Source organism: Corynebacterium sp. DNF00584 (assembly GCF_001552965.1).
In the GTDB taxonomy this organism is placed as follows: domain Bacteria; phylum Actinomycetota; class Actinomycetes; order Mycobacteriales; family Mycobacteriaceae; genus Corynebacterium; species Corynebacterium phoceense.
Genome location: NZ_KQ959728.1, coordinates 201,662 through 225,645, shown reverse-complemented (window position 1 = coordinate 225,645; position 23,984 = coordinate 201,662). Strand labels below are relative to the sequence as shown.

At 66.2% G+C, this 23,984-nt stretch carries 19 protein-coding genes; 6 read left to right on the top strand and 13 right to left on the bottom strand.

What is annotated here, in order from left to right; all coding sequences use genetic code 11:
* The first annotated feature begins 7 nt into the window (after nt 1–7).
* Both HMPREF0307_RS01440 and HMPREF0307_RS01435 read left to right on the top strand, forming a co-directional pair.
* Nucleotides 8–565, top strand: coding sequence for a PPA1309 family protein (locus tag HMPREF0307_RS01440; protein WP_066485535.1), 558 nt, complete (start codon nt 8–10; stop codon nt 563–565).
* A gap of 61 nt (nt 566–626) precedes the next feature.
* Nucleotides 627–1,304, top strand: coding sequence for a hypothetical protein (locus HMPREF0307_RS01435; protein ID WP_070594164.1), 678 nt, complete (start codon nt 627–629; stop codon nt 1,302–1,304).
* Nucleotides 1,305–1,330: 26 nt separating this feature from the next.
* Here the strand turns inward: HMPREF0307_RS01435 and HMPREF0307_RS01430 are convergent, their stop codons facing one another.
* The gene (locus HMPREF0307_RS01430; protein ID WP_066485533.1) at nt 1,331–2,458 is read right to left on the bottom strand and encodes a YlbL family protein; all 1,128 of its coding nucleotides are present in this window, start codon (nt 2,456–2,458) and stop codon (nt 1,331–1,333) included.
* A gap of 93 nt (nt 2,459–2,551) precedes the next feature.
* Between HMPREF0307_RS01430 and HMPREF0307_RS01425 the strand changes: the two genes are divergently transcribed.
* A complete protein-coding gene (locus tag HMPREF0307_RS01425; RefSeq protein ID WP_066485531.1) occupies nt 2,552–3,928 on the top strand; it encodes a zinc-dependent metalloprotease in 1,377 nt (458 codons plus the stop codon).
* A 36-nt stretch (nt 3,929–3,964) separates the two neighbouring features.
* On the opposite strand, the gene HMPREF0307_RS01420 is transcribed toward HMPREF0307_RS01425, so the two are convergent.
* The gene (locus tag HMPREF0307_RS01420) at nt 3,965–4,483 is read right to left on the bottom strand and encodes a M48 metallopeptidase family protein (protein WP_066485529.1); all 519 of its coding nucleotides are present in this window, start codon (nt 4,481–4,483) and stop codon (nt 3,965–3,967) included.
* 68 nt (nt 4,484–4,551) lie between these two features.
* On the opposite strand from HMPREF0307_RS01420, the gene HMPREF0307_RS01415 reads away from it, so the two are divergent.
* Nucleotides 4,552–5,385 (top strand): hypothetical protein, encoded by an 834-nt coding sequence (locus HMPREF0307_RS01415; RefSeq protein WP_066485519.1) that lies wholly within the window; start codon nt 4,552–4,554, stop codon nt 5,383–5,385.
* 46 nt (nt 5,386–5,431) lie between these two features.
* Here the strand turns inward: HMPREF0307_RS01415 and HMPREF0307_RS01410 are convergent, their stop codons facing one another.
* The 10 genes from HMPREF0307_RS01410 to HMPREF0307_RS01365 form a co-directional block, all read right to left on the bottom strand.
* The gene (locus HMPREF0307_RS01410; protein WP_066485516.1) at nt 5,432–6,832 is read right to left on the bottom strand and encodes a dicarboxylate/amino acid:cation symporter; all 1,401 of its coding nucleotides are present in this window, start codon (nt 6,830–6,832) and stop codon (nt 5,432–5,434) included.
* 245 nt (nt 6,833–7,077) lie between these two features.
* Nucleotides 7,078–7,950: an endonuclease domain-containing protein gene (locus tag HMPREF0307_RS12795; protein ID WP_141759150.1), complete on the bottom strand. Its 873-nt coding sequence runs from the start codon at nt 7,948–7,950 to the stop codon at nt 7,078–7,080.
* 67 nt (nt 7,951–8,017) lie between these two features.
* Nucleotides 8,018–10,066: an ATP-dependent DNA helicase UvrD2 gene (locus HMPREF0307_RS01400; protein WP_066485503.1), complete on the bottom strand. Its 2,049-nt coding sequence runs from the start codon at nt 10,064–10,066 to the stop codon at nt 8,018–8,020.
* Nucleotides 10,056–10,823: an NAD(+) diphosphatase gene (locus HMPREF0307_RS01395; protein ID WP_230384195.1), complete on the bottom strand. Its 768-nt coding sequence runs from the start codon at nt 10,821–10,823 to the stop codon at nt 10,056–10,058. Before HMPREF0307_RS01395 ends, HMPREF0307_RS01400 begins: the two co-directional genes overlap by 11 nt.
* Nucleotides 10,824–10,828: 5 nt before the next feature.
* On the bottom strand, nt 10,829–11,938 hold the full coding sequence (locus tag HMPREF0307_RS01390) for a potassium channel family protein (RefSeq protein ID WP_066485499.1): 1,110 nt from the start codon (nt 11,936–11,938) through the stop codon (nt 10,829–10,831).
* A gap of 144 nt (nt 11,939–12,082) precedes the next feature.
* Nucleotides 12,083–15,307: an ATP-dependent helicase gene (locus HMPREF0307_RS01385; protein WP_066485497.1), complete on the bottom strand. Its 3,225-nt coding sequence runs from the start codon at nt 15,305–15,307 to the stop codon at nt 12,083–12,085.
* A complete protein-coding gene (locus HMPREF0307_RS01380; RefSeq protein WP_082723166.1) occupies nt 15,297–18,509 on the bottom strand; it encodes an ATP-dependent helicase in 3,213 nt (1,070 codons plus the stop codon). The genes HMPREF0307_RS01385 and HMPREF0307_RS01380 overlap by 11 nt, the downstream gene beginning before the upstream one ends.
* Before the next feature lie 57 nt (nt 18,510–18,566).
* Nucleotides 18,567–19,364, bottom strand: a complete 798-nt coding sequence (locus HMPREF0307_RS01375) for a hypothetical protein (RefSeq protein WP_066485491.1) — start codon at nt 19,362–19,364, stop codon at nt 18,567–18,569.
* 31 nt (nt 19,365–19,395) lie between these two features.
* On the bottom strand, nt 19,396–20,334 hold the full coding sequence (locus tag HMPREF0307_RS01370; RefSeq protein WP_066485489.1) for a DUF3152 domain-containing protein: 939 nt from the start codon (nt 20,332–20,334) through the stop codon (nt 19,396–19,398).
* 21 nt (nt 20,335–20,355) lie between these two features.
* Nucleotides 20,356–20,580, bottom strand: coding sequence for a DUF3107 domain-containing protein (locus HMPREF0307_RS01365; RefSeq protein WP_066485487.1), 225 nt, complete (start codon nt 20,578–20,580; stop codon nt 20,356–20,358).
* Between the two features lie 71 nt (nt 20,581–20,651).
* Here HMPREF0307_RS01365 and HMPREF0307_RS01360 point away from each other — a divergent pair, with 71 nt between their 5' ends.
* Together HMPREF0307_RS01360 and HMPREF0307_RS01355 are read left to right on the top strand one after the other, a co-directional pair.
* The gene (locus HMPREF0307_RS01360) at nt 20,652–22,028 is read left to right on the top strand and encodes a DEAD/DEAH box helicase (RefSeq protein WP_066485483.1); all 1,377 of its coding nucleotides are present in this window, start codon (nt 20,652–20,654) and stop codon (nt 22,026–22,028) included.
* Nucleotides 22,025–23,260 carry an Rv3212 family protein gene (locus HMPREF0307_RS01355; RefSeq protein WP_066485473.1) on the top strand — a complete coding sequence of 412 codons (1,236 nt, stop codon included), beginning with the start codon at nt 22,025–22,027 and terminating at the stop codon, nt 23,258–23,260. The genes HMPREF0307_RS01360 and HMPREF0307_RS01355 overlap by 4 nt, the downstream gene beginning before the upstream one ends.
* A 154-nt stretch (nt 23,261–23,414) precedes the next feature.
* Here the strand turns inward: HMPREF0307_RS01355 and HMPREF0307_RS01350 are convergent, their stop codons facing one another.
* A complete protein-coding gene (locus tag HMPREF0307_RS01350) occupies nt 23,415–23,870 on the bottom strand; it encodes a YbjO family protein (protein ID WP_066485472.1) in 456 nt (151 codons plus the stop codon).
* Nucleotides 23,871–23,984: the final 114 nt, after the last annotated feature.

The window sequence follows — 23,984 nt, the reverse complement described above, 5'->3', positions numbered from 1 at the left end:
GTCATCAATGAGTTCCCTCTCCCCCAATCAGCAGGCGCTCAATAAGGCCATGCGCGAGGCCGTCGAATTCGTCCACGCAGAGGGCTGGGACGCCGCCCCTACCCTCTTCGCCCTCGTGCCCTCCGAGCTGCTCGTCGACGCGCTCGACTCCCTCGATGACTCGCCGCTGACCCTCGTCGTGCAAAACGATCTGCCGGACAATATCGAGGCCGGCTCGGAGCAGCTCGCGGATTATGTCTCGCGCCTGGCCTGGCCAGCCGAGGTCGCCGGCGTCATCCTCGCCCAGGAGATCCTCTTCCGCGACACCGCGTCTCACGACGCGTCGGCTAGTGTCGCGTCGGCGCCAACCGACGCCCCACGCCCGGCGCGCCTCTACTCCGGCGTCCTGCGTGAGGAAGGAATTGAACAGACCTTGCTGCAGCTGCGCCCCACCGAGGAAGAGCTCGAGGCCGCAGGCCCCTTCGCCCAGGACGAGATCCAGCTGCGCGGCGGTCCTCAGGTCGCCCCCGGCGTCATCGCGGCGCTGCGCTACGGATTAGAGCAGGATCCCGAGGAGCTTTACTAGCCGCGTCCTCTAGACTGATAGAAGACTTCACTCACAGGACAACTCGTCTCAGGAGGCTCTCGTGCGCCACGTTTCCGCCGCCCACTCGCTCGCCCGTCTCGCCACGGTCGCGCTCATCCCTGCCCTCCTCGTTGGTTGCGGCTCCGATGACACCGCCGACACCCCGCCGGAGACCCCCGCCCCCGCCGCTCCTGCGTCCCCCACTGTGACCTCCACGTCGGCGTCGAGCACCTCGTCGCCCGCGGCGACGACCTCCGCGTCGACTTCCGCGACGTCTTCGGCATCTGAGTCCTTAGAGCCGTCTTCTTCCAGCGCCACCACGACGTCCTCGGCGTCGCGCTCCTCGCGCGCGGACTCCGTGGAAGATGTCGCGGACATCTTTGGCACGCTAGCGCCCCGCTCGTTCTTCAACGAGCTAGAGGAATGCGACAGCGCGGGACTCAAGGATTCCTACAACTGCTCAGGCCCCGAGGTCGGCCAGTTCCAGTTCTCTAAATCCGAGACCAAGGCCGCGCAGACGACGCAGCTGCTCGAGGAGCTCAAGTCCTCGCGCCTGCTCTACAACGATGACGTGCGCCTCGTGGGTTGGACGATGTTCGGCTCCACCGCCATCATCACGGTCGTCGACAATGACGAGGGCCTCGTCATGCAGCAGATGACGAGCACCGACGAGCAGGATCCCAAGGACAAGATCCGCGAGCTCGGCCTCCTCGACGGCGTCGACGCCGCGGAAGAATAACCGACCGCGCCATGAAAGTCGGCGGGTTAAGGCTGGCAGGTCTTTACCTCGCCGCCGTGGGCGAAGGCGTCCATAGCTGCGACGGAATCCGCGATGGTGTCCACTGACGCAATGACCATGTCGCCGGTATCGCGGCTCATGGCTTCCGCGCAATTGCTGCTGGGCGCAAGGAAGAGTTCCGCGCCCGCGTCGCGCGCCGCGCGCACCTTGTGCACGATGCCGCCGATGGGGCCCACCGTGCCATCCTCGGCGATGGTGCCGGTGCCCGCCACGAAGTGACCGCCGGTGAGGTCGCCGGGCGAAAGCTTGTCGATGACGGCGAGCGAGAACATCATGCCGGCCGAAGGTCCGCCAATGTCTTGCAGGTTGTAGGTGACCTCGACGTCGGTGACCGGCTGGGAGGACATGAGGATGCCAAGCAGGGCCTTCTTCTTGTCATTCGGGTTCTCGCCGAGCGTCACGGTCGCAGTCTGCTCCTTGGCGTCCTTGGCAGCGTCGGCCTTGTCATCCGGCTGCGCGGACTCATCCGCCGCGCGCTTGAAGCCGAGTTTTACCTCGTCGCCCGGCGCCTTGGCCTGGATGAGCTTCTGCGCTTCCTCCGGCTTGGAGACGGCCTGCCCGTCGACGGAGGTGAGGATATCGCCGGCTTCGAGGGCTCCTGCGGCCGCGGCGTCATCCATAACCTTGGCAACGACAATTTCCACGGGTTTGCCCAGGTAGTCCATCGCGGCGACGGTCGCGGCAGACTCGGACTGGGTGAACTGGGCCTCGTTGGCCTCAGTGACTTCTTCCTGCGTCATATCCTGCGGGATGATCTGCTCGACGGGGACGATGGTGTCATCCGTCGAGGCCCAGCGCGCGATGACCTGCGCGAGCGACATGTTGGTGCGCACCGAGACCGTCGTCATATTGAGCTGGCCCTTGGGCTGCTCGACCTCAGTCTTGCCTTCCGTCGACTCGACGTCGACGACCTGGACGCCCTCAACCTCGCCGAGCGTATCCACGGTGGGACCGGGGCCCTCGGCAGCATAAGGCACGGTGAGCGAGATATCCGTGCCGGGAACGTGGTCGAGGCTCACGGCCGCAGCGAGCACGAGAACAGGGATGGCTCCCCAGGTCACAGTCCGCAGGCGGCGCTTCGATGCTGAATTCACGAATGAACAGCCTACCCGTGATCGCTCAAAGCGTTGTATTTCGAGACTGCATGCGACCCATCTGCCGCGCCTGGGCCGGTACATTGGGAAGGCATGAGCAATGGATTCGGTTTTTCCTTCCCCAACAACAATGGCGACGACGACGATGACAACAACCGCCGCGGCGACAACCCGTTTGGTGCGTTTGGATTCGGCGGCCCTGGCGCCGGTGGCTTGGGCGACATGCTCAACCAGTTCGGCCAGATGCTCTCCGGCATGGGCTCGTCCATGAATAACCCGGAGAATTCCGGCCCCGTGAACTTCGAGATGGCGCAGCGCATCGCGCGCCAGCAGCTCGGCACCACGGCCAAGCCCTCGGACGCGGATGTCCGCGCCGTCGAGGAGGCCGTGCGCTTGGCGGAGCTCTGGCTTGACGATGCCACCGCGCTGCCCACCGCAGGAGGGCGCGTCGCCGCATGGAGCTCGGAGGACTGGCTCGAGAACACCATGCCCATCTGGCAGCGTCTCGTGACGCCGGTTGCGGAGCATATGAATGAGGCACAGCTCGAATCCATGCCGGAGGAAGCCCGCGAGATGATGGGCCCGATGGCGAATATGATGCGCCAGATGTCCGGCATGAACACCGGCATGCAGCTGGGTGGCTCGCTGGCCGAGCTCGCCAAGTCCGCCATCACGGGCGCAGACTTCGGCCTGCCGGTCTCCCCGGCTGGTGTGACGGCGCTACTGCCGAAGAATATCGAGGCCATCTCGCGCGATCTCACGGTCCCGGCGCAGGAAATCCTCGTCTACATCGCGGCCCGCGAGGCCGCCCGCCAGCGCTTGTTCACCCACGTGCCGTGGCTTGTCGAGCGTGTCGTCTCCGCCGTGGAGGAATACGCCGTGGGCCTGGTCATCGACACCTCGCACATCGAGGAAGCCACGCGTGAGCTCAACCTCGAGTCCGGCGACCCGCAGGCCATCCAGGACGCGATGGCCAAGCTGCAGGGAATGGACCTCACGCCACGCATCACCTCGCGCAACGCGTCCGCCACCACGCGCCTGGAAACCCTCCTCGCGCTCGTCGAGGGCTGGGTCGACGTCGTCGTCACCGAGGCGCTCACGGAGCGCATTCCGTCCGTGGCGACCATGAATTCCGCGTGGGCGCGCCGCATCGCCTCCGGCGGCTCGGCCGAGCACGCGCTGAGCAAGGTCGTGGGCATCGAGATCGGTGCCCCGCAGATTGCCAAGGCCGCCGAGCTGTGGCGCCGCTCCACCATCGCGGTGGGCTCCACCAAGCGCGATACGGCCTGGGACCACCCGGACTTCCTGCCGACTGCAGAAAACATCGAGAACCCGGCCGAGTTCATCGATACGCTGCTCGATGACGCCCCGGCAGATGACTTCGAGGCCGAGTTCGCGAAGCTCGAGGAGATGCTCCGCGGTGAGGGTGGCGCCGAAGAGAAGGACAAGGACCCCGAGGACGACGAGTAGTCGTACCTCTCCCCTGCCCCGGGCCGGATGGCTGAGCTAGCGCTCGCCGCCCGGCCCGAAGCGTTGGTAGGCCTCGAGAAAGCCTTTCGCACGCTCGGCACGCGGCGCGCGGTCCGCCCACTCCCAGAACTCGCGGCTGTGGTTGGGCACAAAGGTATGCGTGAGTTCGTGGACGAGCACCGCATCCAGCACATAATCGGGCACGTGCTGAAGCCGATCGCTCACACGAATCGCGCCCGTGGACGTTGTGCAGCTCGCCCAGCGCGTGGTCATATTCCCCACCCATCGGATAGACGTCCACTGCGCGTGGCCCTCGAGGATTTCGGCGTTGAGACGTGCGGCGCGGTCGCTAAGGGCGGCATCGGAAAGCGGGGCGACCTTGCGCTTCTTCATGGCGCGCGCCAGCATGTCCTCCACGGCGCGCTCCTCCTCGGCCTTGGATAGGCGCGCGGGGATGCGGACCTCCAGCACGCGGCCTTTAAACCGCGCCTCGATGGTGCGGCGGCGCCGGGCGGAGCGAATGACTTTGACCGGCGGACGTGCGCTTTCTTCCATAGCGGGCAGTCTACCGCTGGCTCAGCTAGACTCGCAGTCGCACTGTTTAAACGCTAGGGGGAAGTGTCATGGGGGTTCTGTATCGCCGCACGCCCGGGGTCCGCATTATTGTGCGCGATCCCGGCGCCATCCAGTTCGGTTTCGACGCGACGCGCGCGGGGCTTATCGAAGTCGCCGATGCCGCCGCCGTGGCCCGTGCGCTGCGCCAGCTCGATGGTTCGGTCTCGCGCGAGCGCTTCGTTTATCAGCTGCGCGCGGCAGGCGTGGGCGACGGCGCTCCAAGCCTCGTGGACGAGCTCGTGTCCTTTGGTCTGTGGCAGCCGCTACGTCCGCCGGACGCCATCTACGTGCTGGGTATGTCTCCGCTTGCTCTACAGGTCTGCGATGCGCTGCGCGCGGATGGCTTCCGCGTGCGTCGGCCACGATTAGGCGAGCTCACCGCACACTACGTGCAGCGCATCGACCCGGACGTGCCCGTCCTGTGCATCGACGAGGACCGCCACATGGCCATGCTCGCGCGGATTATCCGCTCGATGCCCAGCACGTGGCTGCCGGTCACGACCTTCGATACCCGCGTGTTGCTGGGTCCCTTCCACACGCACGGCAAGGGGCCTTGCCCGCTGTGCTTTAGCCTGCACCGCACGGACGCGGACCCGCACTGGGTCACGGTGACGGACCAGCGGCATCCCACAGACTCGCTTGACTCCCTCGTGGCGCTGGCCGGTGTCGCGCACATCGTGGCCGCCGCGCGCCACCTCGTGGGAAGGCCAGGCCTGCCCGGCGCGACACCGGTGCGCTGGATGCCCGGCGAGGTACGCGAGATTGACGTCTTTGGCCGCACGCACCAGCAGTTCCTTGAGCCGCATGCGCGCTGCCCGGCGTGCTTCCAGGCGGAAGCCTAAAACGCACAAACCCCGGCCTTGTGCGGCCGGGGCGGTGCGCGATGTATTAGGAACGGACGAGAGCCGCGTCCTCTGCATCCTCTGCGGACTCCGGGTCGAGGATGCCCGCAACGCCATCTTCGGCAGCGTCCCAGGTGTCCTTGTCCCAGATGCCGGCACGCTTGGCCACGATGGTGGCGGCGAGCGACTGGCCGGTGACGTTGACCGCGGTGCGGCCCATGTCGATGATGGGCTCGATGGCGAGCAGCAGGCCGACGCCGGCGAGCGGCAGGCCCAGGGTGGACAGCGTCAGGGTGAGCATGACGGTCGCGCCCGTCGTGCCAGCCGTAGCAGCCGAGCCAATGACGGAGACGAAGATGATGAGCAGGTACTGCGTGAGCGTCAGGTCAATGCCGTAGAACTGTGCCACGAAGATGGAGGCGACGGCCGGATAGACGGAGGCGCAGCCGTCCATCTTGGTCGTCGCACCCAGCGGGATGGCGAAGGAAGCGTACTCGCTGGGCACGCCCATGGCGCGCTCGGTGACGTGCTCCGTCACGGGCATGACCCCCATGGAGGAACGGGTCACGAAGCCCAGCGAGAAGACCGGCCACACGCGCTTGTAGAAACCAAAAACGGACAGGCCGTTGAGCTTGAGCACCGCCGGGTAGACGACGCCGAGGACGAGTGCCAGGCCGATGTACATAGCGAGCACGAACTTGCCCAGGGAGCCAAGGGCGTCCCAGCCGTAGGTCGCGACGGCCTTGCCGATAAGAGCCGCGGTGCCAATCGGCGCCAGGCGGATGATCCACCACAGGATGACCTGGATGACCTTGAGGAAGGACTCGGTAAAGCGCAAGAACGGGTCCGCGGCCTTGCCAGCCTTCACAGCAGCGATGCCGATGGCCAGGGAGATAACGAGCAGCTGCAGCGCGCCAAAGCTCAGGGAGACCTCGCCATCGCTAAAGGATGCACCCAAGCCGATGAGGTTGCTGGGCAGCATGGACTGCAGGAATGCGGTCCACGAGCCGACGTGCGACGGGTCGGCGGCGGTAGCTGCATCGACGGAGGTGCCCACACCTGGCTTGAGAACGACGGCGACCAGGATGCCGACGAGTACGGAGAAGAACGCCGTGATGGCGAACCACACGAGCGTGGAAATGGCGAGCGAGGCCGCGTTGGTGACCTTGCGCAGGTTCGCCACGGAGGTAACGACCGCGGCAAAGATGAGCGGCGGGACCATGACCTTGAGCAGCTGGACGTACGCCGAGCCGATGCCTGTGAGCGTCGTCGTCAGCCAACTGGCGTCGTCCTCGGCGCGGCCGGCGTCCATGCCGGATGCGATAAAGCCCAGAATGAGGCCGATGATAAGGCCCGCGATGACCTGCGCGCCGAAGCCGGTGGCCCAGCCCGGCAGTCCGCGCTTGGTCTCCTGCGGCTGCGCGTTCGCAGTGGTGGTGTTACTCATGAGGAGTTCCTTTAAACAGCTTTGTACATTATTGAACCGTCTCGGCTATAAATTTTAGACCGATCGGTTTATTTACTTTCGGTACAACAGCCTAACCCCTCGTGCGCATTCCACCAATGCGGAGCGATGTTCGTCACAGTCGCTCGCACGGCAGCTTCCCCCAAAAATCCCTCCAGCACATATAAGCCCCTCGCCACACCGGCGAAAGCGCCTCTATATGTGCTGGACGTAGATCTCATACTCCGCTAGCCGGTCGGACCGATGCGAGCGCCCCAAGGGTCGTCGTACTGACGGGTGAAATAGTGGTGCCATCGCGTCACCATGCGGTGAAGCCGGCCGGCTAGATTGGGAGACTTCGCCGTGGCGATTTGTTCCACGACATCGCCAAGATGGTGCGCGACGCACGTGCCTGTGTAGCGCAACGTGGTCCAACCGCGAAGGACAGCATCATTGTTCTTCCAATGGGCGCGCACGACGGCGTCGGGCTTGGAGTGAAACTCGAAACCGTTAATTTCGACCGCTACCTGCATGTCGGGGAGAACGATATCCCATAGATAATCACCGATAAAGAAATTGGTGTCCACTCGCATTCCCCGAGCCTTCAGTGCACGCGCGACCTTAGCTTCAGCCCCAGAGTCCGTGAACAAGGCAGCCTGCGTGAGCAACCCGTGGGTATGACGCGGAAGTCGCTCGAAGCCACTGCGGTGGCGTTCGAGCAGGCGCCGGCCGCGCGCGTGGGCATAGTGGTGCTCCAGCGCTGCGAGTGCGAGGTCTCGAGGAGTATCAGTGTCAAAAGCCAGCAGCGGATGATGCACGCGTAAGTCACCCACGATCACATGGGTGCGCTGTGAGCGTCGTTTGACTGTGTAGAAAGCTGACGGCCCCAATTTCTGCCCGTATGCAACGCTCAAAGGGAATTCGAGCTCCTGTCCGAGATAGAGATGCGCCGCGCTCGTCCCAGTAGCGACAAGGCCCGGATGGCGGCGCTGCAACTCGTGCAAGAGTTCTACAGGCGTCGGCGTACCCCACACGTGAAAACCACGCGTGATGGCGGTGATTGTGCCTGCAGCAAGGTGTGTGCGCAGCTGATGGCACGTGAGACCAGAAACGATCTTCATATCTCCCCCGAGTTGTGCATTGAGCGTTGTGCCGTTCATCCTAACCCGGGAAGCGCGCCAACGCGCGCTAGCGGAAGTTCGACAGGATCTGCAGCACCTCGGCGCCGTAGTTATCCAGCTTCGTCGCGCCCACACCGGACACGCTGAGCAGCCCCGGGAAATCAGAGGGCATGGCTTCGGCGATATTCATAAGCGTCGCGTCGCTGAAGATGATGTACGGCGGCACCTTGTCCTGGCGGGCTCGGTCTGAGCGCCAGGCGCGCAACGAAGAGAAGACGTCCTCACTCATTCCACCGTCGCAGTGCTCGTGGCGGCCCAAGGCCTTCTCGTGCGGGGTGTCCAAGGCAAGGCGGCATACGCGGCAGCGCTTGGCGCGGGAAGTCCGACGGTTGCCGCGGGACTCTTCCAGCTCCGGCACGATGCCGTCGAGGAAGCGCGTGCGATTGCGCGTGGGCGCGGAATCCGGGTTCTTCGCCAGGGACCAGGAACACTGCAAGTGAATGCGGGCACGGGTCACGCCAACGTAGAAGAGGCGGCGCTCTTCTTCTACTTGCTCGTCGCCCGCGCGGATGGCGTGGCGAATGGGCATGGAGCCTTCCTGCAGACCGACGAGGAACACGGCGTCCCACTCCAAGCCCTTGGCGGCGTGGATGGAGGACAGCGTGACACCCTCGACGGTGGGCGGCTGCTTATTGGCCTGGCGCTGCTGAAGCTCCACGCATACGCCTGGCAAGTCGATGCCCGGGGCGTCGTGGACGATCTGCTCCACAAGTCCCACGAGCGCGCGCAAGGACTGCCAGCGCTCGCGTGCCTGAGCGCCGTCCGGTTCCGCAGCGGATAGGCCCAGCGGAGCAAAGGCCGCGCGCGCGATTGCCACGGGGTCATTGGGCAGGTCCGTGCGGCGGGTAGCGCGGATGAGCTCGCCCACGGCCTCGCGGACCTCGGAGCGCTCGAAGAAGCCCTCGCCACCGCGAACCTGGTAGACCACGCCTGCATCCGCAAGCGCTTCTTCAAAGGCGACGGACTGTGCATTGGTGCGGTAGAGAATCGCGATTTCCGAGGCCTTCACCCCCTCGTTGAGCAGGGTAAGAATCTGGCCGGTGACCTCACGGGCCTCGGCCGGCTCGGACTCGTAGGCGTGGTACTGCGGCTCCGGACCCGCCGGACGCATACCGGTGAGTTGGAGACGCGTGCCCGCAATGCGGCCATGTGCCTTAGCGATGACCTCATTCGCGAGATCCGTGATCTGCGGCGTCGAGCGGTAGTCGCGCTGGAGCTTGACCACCGTGGCGTTTTCATATGTGCGCGAGAAGTCGAGCAGGAAGCCCGGAGTTGCGCCGGTGAACGAGTAAATCGTCTGGTTGGCGTCACCGACCACGGTGAGGTCGTCGCGCTCCCCCAGCCAAGCATTCAACACGCGCTGTTGGAGCGGCGTGACGTCCTGATACTCGTCCACGACGAAGGTGCGGTACTGCTCGCGGAACTGCTCGGCAACACCTTGCGAGTTCTCAATCGCGCCCGCGGTATGGATGAGCACGTCCGAGAAATCCAAGAGCATGCCTTCCGGCTGCGTCTTCATCTCCTCGTAGCGGCGATAGGCCTGCGCGACCTTCGCCGGGTCCGAGGGAGTCTTGCGCTGGTACTTCGCGGCGGCAGCCGGGTACGCGTCGGCCGAGACGAGGAAGGACTTCGCCCAGTCAATCTCGCCAATGATGTCGCGGATCATTTCCGTGGACGGCTCCAGCCCCGCCGAGCGCACGGCACGCGCGACCATCGGGAACTTGTTACTCAACAGCTTCCACGGCAGGTCGCCCACAATCTGCGGCCAGAAGTACTTGAGCTGGCGCATGGCCGCCGCGTGGAAGGTACGCGCCTGCACGCCGCCCACCCCCAGCTGGCGCAGACGGTCGCGCATCTCGCCCGCCGCGCGATTGGTAAAGGTCACGGCGAGCACGCGCTGGGGGCTCACCATACCTTCGTCGCAGAGGTGCGCGATGCGATAGGTAATCGTGCGGGTCTTACCAGTGCCCGCACCAGCTAGGATGCACACCGGGCCACGCGGCGCGAGGGCCGCTTTTAGCTGGTCCTCGTCGAGGACAGACAAATCAAGCGCCACTGTTGTACCACTCCATGATCATTCTGTGTGCGATCGAACCGGGCGCCGCAAGCGGGACGCGCGGCAGCTCTGCGCGGGTCACCCAGCGGATCTCCGTAAGCTCCCCGTCGGTCTCAGCGACGGGCTCAAGGTCATTCGTCTGGCCCCAGAAGCCGAGCATGATGCTTCCCGATGCCGCCCACGGCTGCGAGCCCCAATACCGGACGTCGTGCACGCGCCGCCCCGTTTCTTCGAGCACCTCGCGTATAAAGGCTTCCTCGAGGGTTTCCCCCACATCGACGTAGCCGGCAGGCAGAGAGAAGAAGCCGCTGCGTTGCGCGTTGCGACCGAGAAGCAGATACTCGCGGTGGGTAACGACGCCGATGACGGCGGGATCGAGACGCGGGAAGACCTCAAGGCCCGCGGGCGTGCGGCCCACGATATTGCCGGAGGTATAGGTGAGCTCCTCGCCCGTGGACGGGTGGAAGTTATTGAGCTTGCGGTTGCGCCACAGCGCTACGCCGCGAGTGACGACGCGGTCGTGGGCGAAGTCCACCGGACGCAGCGTTTCGTAACCGGGGTGGGCCTCGAGGAATTCCCCGGTGACCTCGACGACGTGGTAGCCAGGCACAATCTTCACGGCCGGGCCGACGGTGGCTGCGCCACCACCAGGCAGGGCCGGCAGCTCGGGTAGCCAGACGGCTTCACCGTCCGGTTGGGCGACCACGAGGCCGCGCGCGGTGACGAGCAGAAACATGCCTTCCCCCTGGCTAGTCATGGGTTTTAATCATCATCCTCGTCGTCTTCGTCATCGTCCGTGAGCGGATCGTTGACGCTCGGCAGGTCATGCTTGATGTAGAGCAAGCGGTCGCCGGGCTTGAGCGCGGCGGCATCGTTAGTGTCGACGCGGTGGACCTCGTTATTACGCAGGACGGCGAGCACGATATCGGCGAGGTGGCGCGGGTTGGAGCCCACCTCGAAGTCGCGGACGGGACGCTCGGCAACGGAGAAGCCCTCGTTCGGGGAGAGCAGGTCCTCCATCATCTCCACCACGTTTGGCGTGACGGTGGCCAGGCCAAGGAGGCGGCCGGCGGTCTCCGCAGAGGTCACCACGTTGTTCGCGCCCGACTGCAGCAGCAGGTGGCGGTTCTCCGACTCACGGACAGACGCCACGACATTGGCCCGCGGCGCAAGCTCGCGCACGGAGAGCGTGCACAGCACCGCGGTATCGTCCGTGGACGGTGTCACGACGATGGAGCCCGCGTGCTCGACGCCGGCGATCTTCAGCACATCTTGCTTGGTACCCGAGCCGTAGATGGTGACCAGGCCGTGGTGCTCCGCGTTGGCGAGTGCCGCACGGTTATTGTCGATGACCACGATCTGGTTGGATGGCACGCCGTCCGCCAGCAGTGCGGCGACCGCGCCGGCGCCCTTGGTGCCATAGCCGATGACGACGGTGTGGTTCTTCAAGTTTTTCCTCCAGCGCTGGATTTCAACGGTCTTGCGGGTCTTTTCCGTCAGTACCGACAACGCGGTACCGACCAATAAAACAAGGAAGATAAGGCGGGCAGGGGTGATGATGATGAGGTTAACCAGGCGCGCTCCGGCCGAGACCGGGACGATATCGCCGTAACCCACTGTGGTGAGCGAAACGGACGAGTAATACGCCGCGTCGAGCATGGACAGGTTTTCAGAGTAGCCGTCGCGGTCGAAGTAGACCACGAGCGTGACAAAGATGAGCAGTAATAACGCCCACCACAAACGTCGCGCCAGCAACTTCCACGGGCTGTCAGTATGCGCGTGCGGAACGGTGATGACGTCAAGCAGGCCGTGATCCGGAAGGTGGTTGAGCTCAACCTGCGCCTTGATGCGTCGCGAGAGACGCCGGCCCATGCGCCGGGTTCTTCCGTTAGCCACGCCGAGACACCTTCCTTGCACGAAGACAGAAAACCTATAAGAGACAGTAAACCAGCTACCCTACCCTAGTCGCGCCGCAACGATTCACCAACCTTCTCACTCCTTATTCAACACGGCTCATTACGCGCGACGGCCACGCTGCGGACGCCGAACCTCAAGCAGCGCGGCGAGCTCCGCCCCTTGCGGCAGGTCCTCCGGCTGGAACGTGTCGTTGTCCGCGACGTAGTGGAACGCCGCCGCGACGGGCTTGCCATCGCGAGCGAGGCGACGCCACGCCTCGGCGTAGACCGCAAGCTGGATCTCCGCGTCGTGCAGGTCCCGGCCGGTGGGACGCCGGCCGGTCTTCCAGTCCACGATGAGCCAGCTGCCGTCCGGCTGCGCAAAGACGGCGTCCATGCGCCCGCGCACCACGGCGTGGCCCACGGTGATTTCAAAGGCCTGCTCCACGTAGTTCGGCGTCCGGTCCGCCCACGCAGACTCGAGGAACGCGTCCTTGAGCTCCTCCAGTGTTTCTTCCGGCACCGGCTCGCCGATGCCCGGCAGCTCCTCTTCACCGATGAGCTCACCGCCGCCAAAGCGGTCCTCGAGCCACGCGTGGAACGCCGTGCCGCGCTTGGCATACGCATTCGGCTTAAACGGCACGGGGCGACGCTGGCGGCGCGCAAACATGAGCTGGTCCTTCGAAATCGCCACGAGGTCCGAGGCTGTTAGCTCCGTGGGGACCTCGACCTCCACGACGGGCTCCTGCAGCGCGGCGTATTCCTCGATGAGCGCAGAAGCCTCGGACTCCCATTGCTCATAGAGCTCACCGGCACGCGCTGGCGGAAGCTCCCCGTCCGCAGCGGCGTCCATGGCTGCGGCAACGCGCTCGGCGCCAGCGAGAACCTCCGCCCGCGGGGCGAGCGCGGGGAAACGTCCTTCAGCCACGCTGTCGTCGACGGCAGGCTCAACCGGATCCACCGGCACCTCCCAGTGCACGACGAGATCCGGGTGCGCCGCGTGGAGTCTCTCAAGGTACTCGTACGGGCCCTTCTTCGCCTTGCCCCTCGCGCGGTTGGTACCGGAACCGGTGATGGTGAGCGTCTCCTCCGTGCGCGTCATCGCGACGTAGAACAAACGCGCGGCCTCCTCGGCCTGGCCCTGACGGTCGGCCTCGATGAAGGCCTTGCATGCCTTTTCGAATTCGCCGCGGTGCGTCGCGTCCCCGGCGTCGATGACATCATCGTCGCCTGGGACCTTCTCCATGACGGTAAGGAACGTCGAGGCCTGCGCTTTATACGTCGTCGAATCCGCATGGAGGACGCACACGTGCTGGAACTCGAGGCCCTTGGCCTTGTGCGCGGTCATGATCTGCACACGGTCGTGGCGCACGGGGACCTCGCCAGGCTTCAAGCCCTTTTCGTGCTCGCGCGCAAGCGCCAGGTAGTCGAGCAGGCCGGTAAGGCTCGCGCCCGTGTAACCAGCGACGACGTCTGCAAAGCTGTCCAGGTGCGTCGTGCCGCCCGCCTTGCCGCGCGCAAGGACCTCAGTACGGATATTGAAAAGCGCCTCGATGTCGGCGAAGATATCGCCCAAGGTCTTGCCCAGCGAGTACGTGCGCAGGTGACGCAGCTTCGCGGCGAGCTCCTCAATGCGAGCCAGGCCCGCCGGGGTGTAGCGCTCGCGCTCGGCGAGGTCGGCCACCGCGTCGCCCAGGCCCGGCACCTGGTCGGGGCCCTCCTCGATGAGTTCAGCGAGCTCCGCGCGCAGGTGCTCCACGGGGTCCGAATCCGCGGACCAGCGCACGCGCTCGGACTGCAGGTCAGCGAGATTGCGCGCACGGCCTTCGAGCGCCAATAGATCCTCCAGCCCCAGCCCCACGAGAGGGCCGGCGAGGATGCGCAGCGCCGCCGCCGTATCCTGCGGTCGCACAAGCATGGTTGCCAGCGCCACGAGGTCCTGGATCTCCGGCTCCCAGAGAAGTCCGCCCAAGCCCACAATCTCGTTGGGCACGCCGCGCGCATCGAGCGCCTGCGCGATGGCGGCCGAATGCGCGTTGGCACGCACAAGCACGGCTGCGCGGAACTCGCCGCCGTCAGCTTCCTTGTACTTTGTGCGCAGGTGGTCCGCGACGAATGCGATCTCTTCTTCCTCCGTCGCGAAGTAGCCCAGCTGAATCTCGCCGGGCTCGGCGCCCGGGCGCGCGGAAAGCGGATCCACCGGGCGTGGGCCGGAGCCGAAGACGCCGGTCGCCACGTCATTGGCCAGATCAAGCACCCGCGAGGGGTTGCGCCACGACGTGGTGAGCTGGTCCTTGGGCGCGGGCGAGCCATCCGCCTGCGGGAAGTCCTCCACGAAGGCGGCGAGGTTCTCGCTCGTGGCACCACGCCAGCCGTAGATGGCCTGCATGGGGTCGCCCACGGCAGTCACCGACAGGCCCTCGTGATAGCCGCCGCCGTAGAGGCCGCGCAGGAGCACGCGCTGGGCATGCGAGGTGTCCTGGTACTCGTCGAGGAGGACCACGCGGTAGCGGGCACGCTGCTGCGCGCCCACCGCGGGGTGCTCCGTGGCGAGCTTGGCCGCGGCAGCCATCTGCTCGCTAAAGGTGGTCACGCGCAGCTCGGCCTGACGCTCCTTGAGCTGGCGCAGCAGCGGCAGGTATTGCACGCGCAGGCGCTGCTTGTGAAGATACTTCTCCAGGTTCTGGCTGTACTCATTCTTCGAGCGCGGGGACTTGTCCAGGCTCGCGAGCTCCAGACGGAAGGCGCGCTCGTGTTCCTCGATGTCCGCAGGGTTTGACAGCGCCGAGTCCATGGAGTTGGACAGCGCGAGCAGCGTCGCGACCACCGTGGAGACCGTCTCATGAGCGATGAGCTCCCCATCCCAGTTGGTGACCACTTCGTGGGCAATCGCGTAATGCTCCGCGTCCGTGATGATCCGCGCGGTGGGCTCGACCGGCACGAGCAGGCCGTACTCGCGCACAAGGTCGCCCGCGTACGAGTCGTACGTGGAGACATTCACGGCCACATTCTCCACGGCCTCATAAGCCGGGCTGCCCGGCACGAGGAGCCCTGAGCCACGCAGCGTGAGCAGCTGGCGGCGGATGCGCTGCTCGAGCTGCTGCGCCGCCTTGCGCGTAAACGTGAGGCCCAGAACCTGTTCGGGGCGCACCAGGCCGTTGGCCACGAGGTAGATAACGCGCGAGGCCATCGTTTCCGTCTTGCCCGCACCCGCGCCGGCGACGACGAGCTTGGGGCCGAGCGGCCCCTCGATAACCTTGGCCTGCTCCGCGGTGGGCGGGAACTTCTTGCCCAGGCCGCGCGCGAGTTCGATGGGATCAAACTGGATCTCGGAGTTAGTCGACATCGGTGACCATCCTTCCTTCCGGGCGCACCGGGCATAAGGTGCGCACCTGGCAGCTATCGCACGTGGGGTTAATCCGCGCGGTAACCTGTGGCCCGCGCATTTCCTGGACGAGGCCCGGCAAGTAATCCGCGAAGGCCTGCAGCTCCTCCGGCGCCCATGCGGCTTGCTCCCGCACGGTGACGTCCTTGGCCTCGCTCGCCGGGTAGAAGAGCACGCCGCCGCCACGCTCGAGTCCCTTGCCGTCAGCCACGCGGACCTCGCCGTTGCGTTCCGTGAGCGTGCCGTGGGCCAGGGCCAGCTGATACGTCGCCAGCTGCGCGTGGTCCTGGGCTTCGGGGCCCGTCACGGCGTGCTTGCCGGTCTTGAGATCCGCCACGTAATACGCCGGGTTGTCCGCGTGATCGCGTTCCAACCGGTCGATATAGCCGTGAATGGTCACGCCTTCGGCGACGGTGACGTGGACGGGCACCTCAACGCCCACGAGTTCGAAGGCGCCGCGCGTCTGCGCCACCCAGGCGCGGGTGCGTTCGAGAAGCCGGTCGAACTGGGCGAGCTCAAAGTCGCGCTTCCACGCGGGTACATCGAGGATTTCCGCGAACGCACCGCGCGTAAGCTCAGCGGCCTCCGCTGCGTTAACGCCGCGGCCGAGGGCCTCGAGGAAGGCGTGCGCCATGGAACCACGCAGCAGCGCCATGGGCGTGCCTTCCTCCTCGCCGACGTTGCCCAGCACCGCGTTGAGCGGACACGCCAGCAGAGATTCCACGCGCGAGGGCGAGACGGTGGGCGGAATGCGCAGCTCGCCTTCCGATGCCACCGCACGGGCGCCCCACCACTGCGCCGGGTCAGCACCTGGCACGCCAGCGTGGGCCAAGCGCGCGAGCTGGCGGGTGGCCTGCTCGCGCTGGGTCTCTTCGGCCTCGGGGTCACAGACGATCCGGCGCAGGTGCGAAACAAAGGACGGCACGGACAGCACAGAGGTGACGAGCGGATTGAGCTCGCCCGGTTCCTCGCCCGCGCCACCTTTGAGGACGAGGCGCGGCAGATCCACGCCGACCGCCATTCCAGCGCCCGGCGCGTCTGGCACGTTGAGCCCCAGCTCGCGCGCCACGGCCGTGCGGCGCAGGCGCTCGTTCGCCTCCCGACGCGCAAGGCGGCCGGGCAGGTCGAGTCCCTGACCGGCGAACTCCGCAATAAAGCGGGAGGGCTCGAAGACCGCGTCACCCTCGGGAGCATCGATGGCGGCGATGAGCAGGCGCGCGCGGTGTCGCGACGTCGCGACGTGGAAGAGGCGACGCTCCTCCTGCAGGCGCGCGGCGAGGTGGCTCACCGGGACGTCCGGCTCAATGCCCTCGTCGAGGTAGTCGATGAGGTCTTCCTGCCCGAAGAGGGAGCCGGTCTCCCCCAGCGACGGCCACGTTCCTTCCTGGGCGCCGATGACCACGACGGTATCCCACTCGCGCCCCACAGCGCCGTGAGCGGAGAGGACCTCCACGGCCTGTGGCGTGGCGGAACGGCGGTCGCGCACGCCGGTGGGCAGCTCTTGTTCCTCGATGCTGATGAGGAAGGACTCGAGTGGCGCGTGCGGGTAACGCTCCGCGTAGTCGCCTGCCGCGTCGAAGAGCGCCATCATGGCATCCAGGTCGCGGTCCGCCTGGGAACCCGTCGCACCACCGCGCAGCGCTGCGGCCTGGAGACGGTCCGAGAGTCCCGTCGCGGACCATACAGCCCACAGCACGTCCTCGATGCTGCCGTCCAGTGCCGCGCGTCCGGCGTCGAGCACGCCGCGTACGCGCTCGAGGATGGCCTGCTCGCGGCCGGTGAGCAGACCACCGAAGTCCGGCAGCTCGCCGTCCAAGACCTCGCGGAGCGAATCGATGCCGCGGACCGTGGGGCGCCAGCGGCGCAGGCCGCGAATGAGGCGGCGCAGCGTCACGGGATCCGCGCCACCCACAGGGCCGGTGATGAGTTCCTCGAGTCCCACGTTGTCGAGCGGATCCGTGAGCGCCCGGACAGCCTGCAGCACCGCGGAGACGAGGCGCTGCTCTGAGAGCACGACGTCCGTGGGGCTGATGTGAACGGGCACGCCCGCGGCGAGCAGCGTGCGGCGTACCTGGCCGATCTCTCCGCCGCCACGCACGATGACGGCGATGTCCCCCCACGCCACGCCGTCTTCAAGGTGGCGGCGGCGCACGGCGTCCGCGACGACGTAGCGCTGCGTCGCGCGCGAGTCCGCGATCGCGATGCACGCGGGCGCGGGACGCCGGCGCGGCTCGTCCAACACGAGCTCGTGGACGGTGGGAAGCGCCGTGGCAAAGTCATCGAGGAATTCCTCATTCGCGCCACGGAAGGCAAAGACCGCCTGGTCCGGGTCGCCGCCCACGACGGCGAGCTCGGCCGAGCGCGCGAGCTCCGTGACCATGGCGCCGGAGAGGGGATCGAGCAGCTGCGCGTCGTCAACGATGACGGTGTGCCAGCGGTGCTCCGCCGTGAGTTGCGGCTGCTCCGCGACGATCGCGACAAGCTCCGCGGCGGAAAGCGACTTGCGGCCCGAGAGCGCCATGACCTCTTCATATTCGTGCATGAACCGGCCAGCGGCCGCCCACATGGGGCGCCGCCACTGCGTGCCCAGTTCTTCCAGGCGCGCCGGCGAGAGCCCACGCTCGTGCGCGCGGAGCATGAAGTCACGCAGCTGACGGGCAAACCCCACCATGCCGAGCGCCGGGCGCACGCTCTCCGGCCAGTCCACGCCCCCCGCGTCGACGTGGCCAGCGAGCAGCTCGCGGATGACGGCGTCCTGCTCCGCACCGGTGATAAGCCGCAGCTCATCGTCCATGCCGCCGCGCAGCAGTGCGAAGGCGAGCGAGTGGACGGAGCGGACCATGGTCGACGCCGCCGCATAATCCTCGAGCCGGCGCGCGATCTCGCGGCGCAGCAGCGCGCCCGATTCCTTGGAGGGTGCGACGACGAGGATGCCCGACGGATCTGCACCGGCCTCGATGCGCGCGATGACGGTATCGATGAGCAGGCTCGACACCCCCGTGCCCGCGGCTCCCGTCACACGCCACGCGCCGCGCTCCGGCAGGTCAAAGCCCCATTCGCGGTCCGCCGTGGATCCCACGGCAGCGGGGATGAGCCGCACCTCCGGCGAGGGCGGCAGCAGCACGCCAGTGCGCACCGCGCCGGTTGGGTCATACGCGTTCATACGGGTCCCACCTTTCCCGCCCTGCGGACGCTCCGCGTGGCGGCTGACAATCTGAACTTAAGCCAGTGTGCCACTCACCCGCGACACGAAAAGATCCTCCACCTCCGAGATCTTCGCACGCGTGTTCGCGCTCGCGGCGGGGTGCAGGTTATTAACGTGCCGACGGTAGGCCGCCGCACGCAGGAGGAGATGGTCGAAGCCCGCGATATACGCGAAGCGATCGCAAATGCCCGGATCCACCGCGTCGTTGATGAGCCCGTCCACGCACACGAGCGCCGTCGTATAGCCCCGCGGGCGCGGCGCCGCGGTGGGCACGATGTCGACGATGGTGGGCGGATTGGCGCCAGCGAAGATGGTCGTGGCGAGCAGGTCGGCGTGGCCGACGCCGAGCACGGGGGCATCGGCAAGCTCGGCCTCGGTGGCGGAGTAGGCCTCACCAGTCTCCTCCCACGCGGCGAGCTCGGCGCGCGCGAAAACATCGTCGCGCTGGGCCGGCAGAATGAGCCCGCTGAACTGCACCATCGCCGTGGCGAGGGCCTCCTCGACGCGCAGTCCCAGCTGCGCGGTCTCGTCCACGCGGCGCGCGAGCTGGCCCTCGACGAATTTCGTGGCCTTCCAGCCACCCACCGTGTGGCGGCCATTCGTGGCGAGCACAGGCCGGGCCACGCGGGCGCCAGCCACGGCGAGACGCTCACGGACCTTCGCGGACCAGCTAGCATAGGGCCCGGCCTGTGAGTAGACAACATCGCCGTAGCGCCAGCCGTTATCCCAGGCATAGCCCATGTGCTCTGGGCGCGCGGCGTCCTTCACAGGCGCGCGGAAAGCATAGAGAACGAGGTCATCGGGCTGAGCCATGCGGGAATCCTTAGAAGTTGAGACTGAAGTTTTACGCGGGGGCGTGGACGTCGAGGTTGGACGGATTGGGGTACGGCCACGGGTTGGGATGGCAGGTATCCGGGTTGTCCGGGTAGACCTCACCCGGTTCCTTAGCGAAGAGATCCGAGTTCTTCAGGCTGATGGTCTGCTGCATCATGATCGGCGCGAGTGCCCCATCCGCACCGCAGGGCTGGTGGGCCGCGTATCCGATGGCGTGGCCGAACTCATGGTTGATGAGGTACTGGCGGTAATTGCCCAGGTCGCCCTCGTAAGGCAGGGCACCGCGGACCCAGCGAGCCTCGTTGATAATGACGGTCGACGGCCCCGTGATCGTCGTGTGGCACGAGGTCTCGGTCTCCAGCTGCGCGCCGCACAGCTCCGCGGTCGTGGTGAGCGAGGTGAGACGGATGATCGTGTCCGGATTATCATCCGCGGCGACGTGGATGAACTTGAACGCCTTGTCATTCGACCACGAGCGCGGGTCAGACAGGGTGGCGTCGACCATCGCAGCAAACGCGTCATCCCCGCCGTAAGGCGCAGAGTCGATACCGTCTTCGACCTCGATGGCGTAGCGCACCGTGCGCTCCGTGCCCTCGCCGAATTCCAGGCCCGGCGTTCCTACCTGGTGGTAGGTCTTCTTCCCTGTTTCCGTAAACGCGCCGCCGGCAGGCAGCTCGTCCTTGGCCTGCTGGACCGCCGCGGCGTGCGCGGGGTCTGGGCCCTCGGCTGGGCTTTCCGATGCCCCCTCAGTCGCCGGCGCGTAGGTCCCCTCGGCGATGGACGCCGTGGGCTCCGCGTCGGGACGGAACACGTCCACGAGGACCCAGACAGTAATAATGGCCATCACGGGGATGGCCACTACGCGCCACCAGCCGTAGTCCTGGGCGAAGCGCACGATGGGATGGGTACCGCGCGCCTCACGTGCCTGCGGCCGGTGTGTGTTCGTCATGAACACATACTTTAGACGGGCTTATGCGCCCGCAAAACCGACGGTGGTCGGCTTCGTCACGCCGATCTCCGCGTAGACGACGCGATCGGTGCGGATGATGTACTTGCGGCCCTTGTCGTCCGCGAGCTCCAGCACGGAGTTATCCGCGAGCGCACCGTTAATCTGCTGGCTCAGCTCTTCCTGCGTACCCTCGGAGCGAATCACGAGCTCGCGTGCGGTGTCAGCGAATCCAATGCGGATATCCATACCAATTCTCCTTATATGTTCATCATGAGGTTTGATGGCCCCACTATAGCCCCACCCGCTACTATCGAGGTGTGTCTGAAAAGCAGCCTCAAGCCTCCACCACGCCCACGTTCGCGGAGCTCGGTGTCGCCGCAGAGATCGTCGATGCCCTGGCCAGCCGCGGAATCACGCACACGTTTGCCATCCAGGAGCTCACGTTGCCGATCGCGCTCAGCGGACACGATCTCATCGGTCAAGCCCGCACCGGCATGGGCAAGACGTTGGGTTTCGGCGTCCCACTCCTCGACCGCGTCTTCGACGACGCGGACATCGAGGAACTTGACGGCACTCCGCGGGCGCTCGTCGTCGTGCCCACGCGCGAGCTCGCCGTCCAAGTGGGCGAGGACCTCACACAGGCCGCTCGGCACCTGCCTATCACCGTCGCCACCATCTACGGCGGCCGCCCGTACGAGGCTCAGAAGGAACTGCTCAAATCCGGAGTCGACGTCGTCGTGGGCACCCCGGGCCGCCTGCTCGACCTGCACTCTCAGAAGGCGCTACACCTCGACCACGTGGCCATCTTGGTGCTCGACGAGGCAGATGAGATGCTCGATCTCGGCTTCCTGCCGGATATCGAAAAGCTGCTCGAGGCGCTCCACGGCAATCCGCACCAGACCATGCTCTTCTCCGCGACCATGCCCGGGCCCATTGTGACGCTTGCGCGCACGTTCCTCACCAAGCCGGTGCACATCCGCGCCGAGGGTGCCGAGGAATCCTTCACGCACGAGCAGATTAAGAAGGTCACCTTCCAGGCCCACAAGATGGACAAAGGTGCCGTCCTCGCCAAGGCCCTCCAGGCCGAGGGCCGCGGCAAGACCATCATCTTCACCCGCACCAAGCGCACCGCCGCGGAGGTCTCCCACGATCTCGCCCAGCGCGGCTTTACCGTCGGCGCCGTCCACGGCGACCTCGACCAGAAGGCCCGCGAGCGCTCCCTCCAGGCCTTCCGCGACGGCGAGGTCGACATTCTCGTCGCCACGGACGTCGCCGCCCGCGGCATCGACATCGACGACGTCACACACGTCTTCAACTACCAGGTCCCGGATGACCCGATGACCTTTATCCACCGCATCGGCCGCACCGGCCGCGCGGGTCACTCCGGCACGGCCGTGACCCTCGTGGGCTACGACGAGCTACCCAAGTGGCAGATCATCAACGACGAATTCGATCTGGGTCTGCCTACCCCGCCGCAGTGGTTTAGCACCTCCCCCGAGCTCGCCGAGGCCCTCGCTATCCCCGAGGACGTTTCTGAGACCGTCGGCCCTGCCACTAAGGTTATCGGGGCACCGCGTAGCCGCTCTCAGCGTGACGGCGGCCGCGGTTCCGCCCGCGACTGCGCTCGCCGCTCCGGCTCACGCACGCGCACCCGCACTACCCGTTCTCGAAGCTCGAGGAGCCGCCGCCGATGAGCCGCACCCCCATCCTGTCCGCCAGCCGCAAGGACTGGATCGCCACCGGCGTCATCACGGCCGTGTGCGCTCTCGCGGTGGGCGGCGCGTATTTCACGTCTGATATCCGCAGCGCCGCGCTCACCACGGAAAACACCCCTGGCGACGTGGAGGTCCAGGTCCTCGCCGAGGCCCCCAATAAGCTCGCGGAAGCCTACACGCTCGATAACGCCGGTGTCCCCGGCGAGCACAAGCCGCTCGTCACCGCCGGGCTCGTCATCACCAACGACGCGCGCACGGTCCATGCCACCAATCAGGATGGCTCTGAGGCGTGGTCCTACTCGCGCAAGAACGACGACATCTGCTCGCTCGGCACCGCCTGGAACAAGGTCGTCGTCACCTACCGCACCGGTGTGGGCTGCGGCGACGTTGTCTCCATCGATGCCGCTACCGGTCAGTACGCCAACACGCGCAGCGCCATCAACTCCGAAGACGTCGTCTCCGTGACGTCCAATGACCGCATCGGCACCGTGTCCACAGATCGCATTGACCTCTGGCGCTCGGATCTTGTGCGCACCGTCGAATACGGCGACGTGGAGGCACCCCAAGAGCCCGACATGCAGCCCAACGCGGACTGCACGATCAGCTCCGCGCTCACGCGCACCGAAAACGTGGCACTCACCGAGTCCTGCCCCAACGAGTCTGGCACCTGGATGCGCCTGATGAAGGGCACCCCGGAAGACTCCCGCAAGCCGGAGGTCACCACCAACGTGCAGCTACCCGAGGACGGCGCGCGTCTCGTCGCCATCGGCCAGGAAGCCGCCACCGCCTACGTGCCTGGCCCCACGCCCGCCCTGCGCTCCTTCGATAAAACCGGCACGGAAACCGCCACCCGCACCGTAGCCGAATCCCCCGCAGTGACTGAAGGCACCACGCCCTTCGCCCCGGCCACTGCGGATCTTCCGCACCACATGACCTGGTTCGACGGCACTCGCCTGTATCTGTTTACGCCAACGGAGCTCAAGGTCGACCGCGTCTTCGAGGACGCCATCGGCACGCCCGTCGCCGTGGGCGAGCGCATGCTCATGCCCACCGACAAGGGCATCGCCGTCGTCGATTGGGCCACCGGCGAGACCGAACGCACCATCCCCGTCGACCGCGGCGGCTACTCCGGCCCTGTCTACCTCGCCATGGCCGGCACCACCATCGTCGAGTCCCGCGGCGCACAGACCGTCGTCCTCACCGCCTCTTAACTCTCCTACATACAGAAAACTCCCCACAATCTGGTTTCTGATTTCTCAGTCCGGATTATGGGGAGCAGTTCATCCTGGTGGGGAATTGTGGATTCTGCTCAGCGCGTAGCTCTCAATAGAGACCTCGGAGCGCTCTAGTAATGCGAGACGCGCTTTAGTAGTGCGAAGCCGCCCACTGCGTCGAGGCAGGCACGAGCATGAGCAACCACAGCGCCACCGCGGCCGAGAGAAGCACGAGCACGCCCAGCGCAATGGCACCGCCACTCATCATCTGGAACGAGCTCGCCGCGAGGATGAATTGTACGAGCACAATCGCGCCGCGCCCCCAGCGCTTACCCTTCACCATGGCCACGGCGCCGAAGATAACGAAGCCGAATACGATGAACAAGAATATCGCCGTTCCGGTGCCGACCCAGCCGCTGGCCGCGGCATCGGAGACCATCGACTCATTCTTCGCACCCGTGACGTCACGGATGATGAGCACAATGCCAAAGATGATCACGGCGATGGCCTGCACCACGGCGATGCCGGCGCCGATGAGCACAGGTTGCGGCGCACGTTCTTTTTCCGGCGCGGCAGGGCTTGGGACGGGACGCTTCTTCTCATTCACGCGGACTATCTTAGCCACCGCAACGGCGTGCGCCGCCCACCGACCAACAGTCCTTGTCTCACTGGTCGCGCGCCTGCGCACCTGCGCCCGCACGCACCGACACACCCACGCATG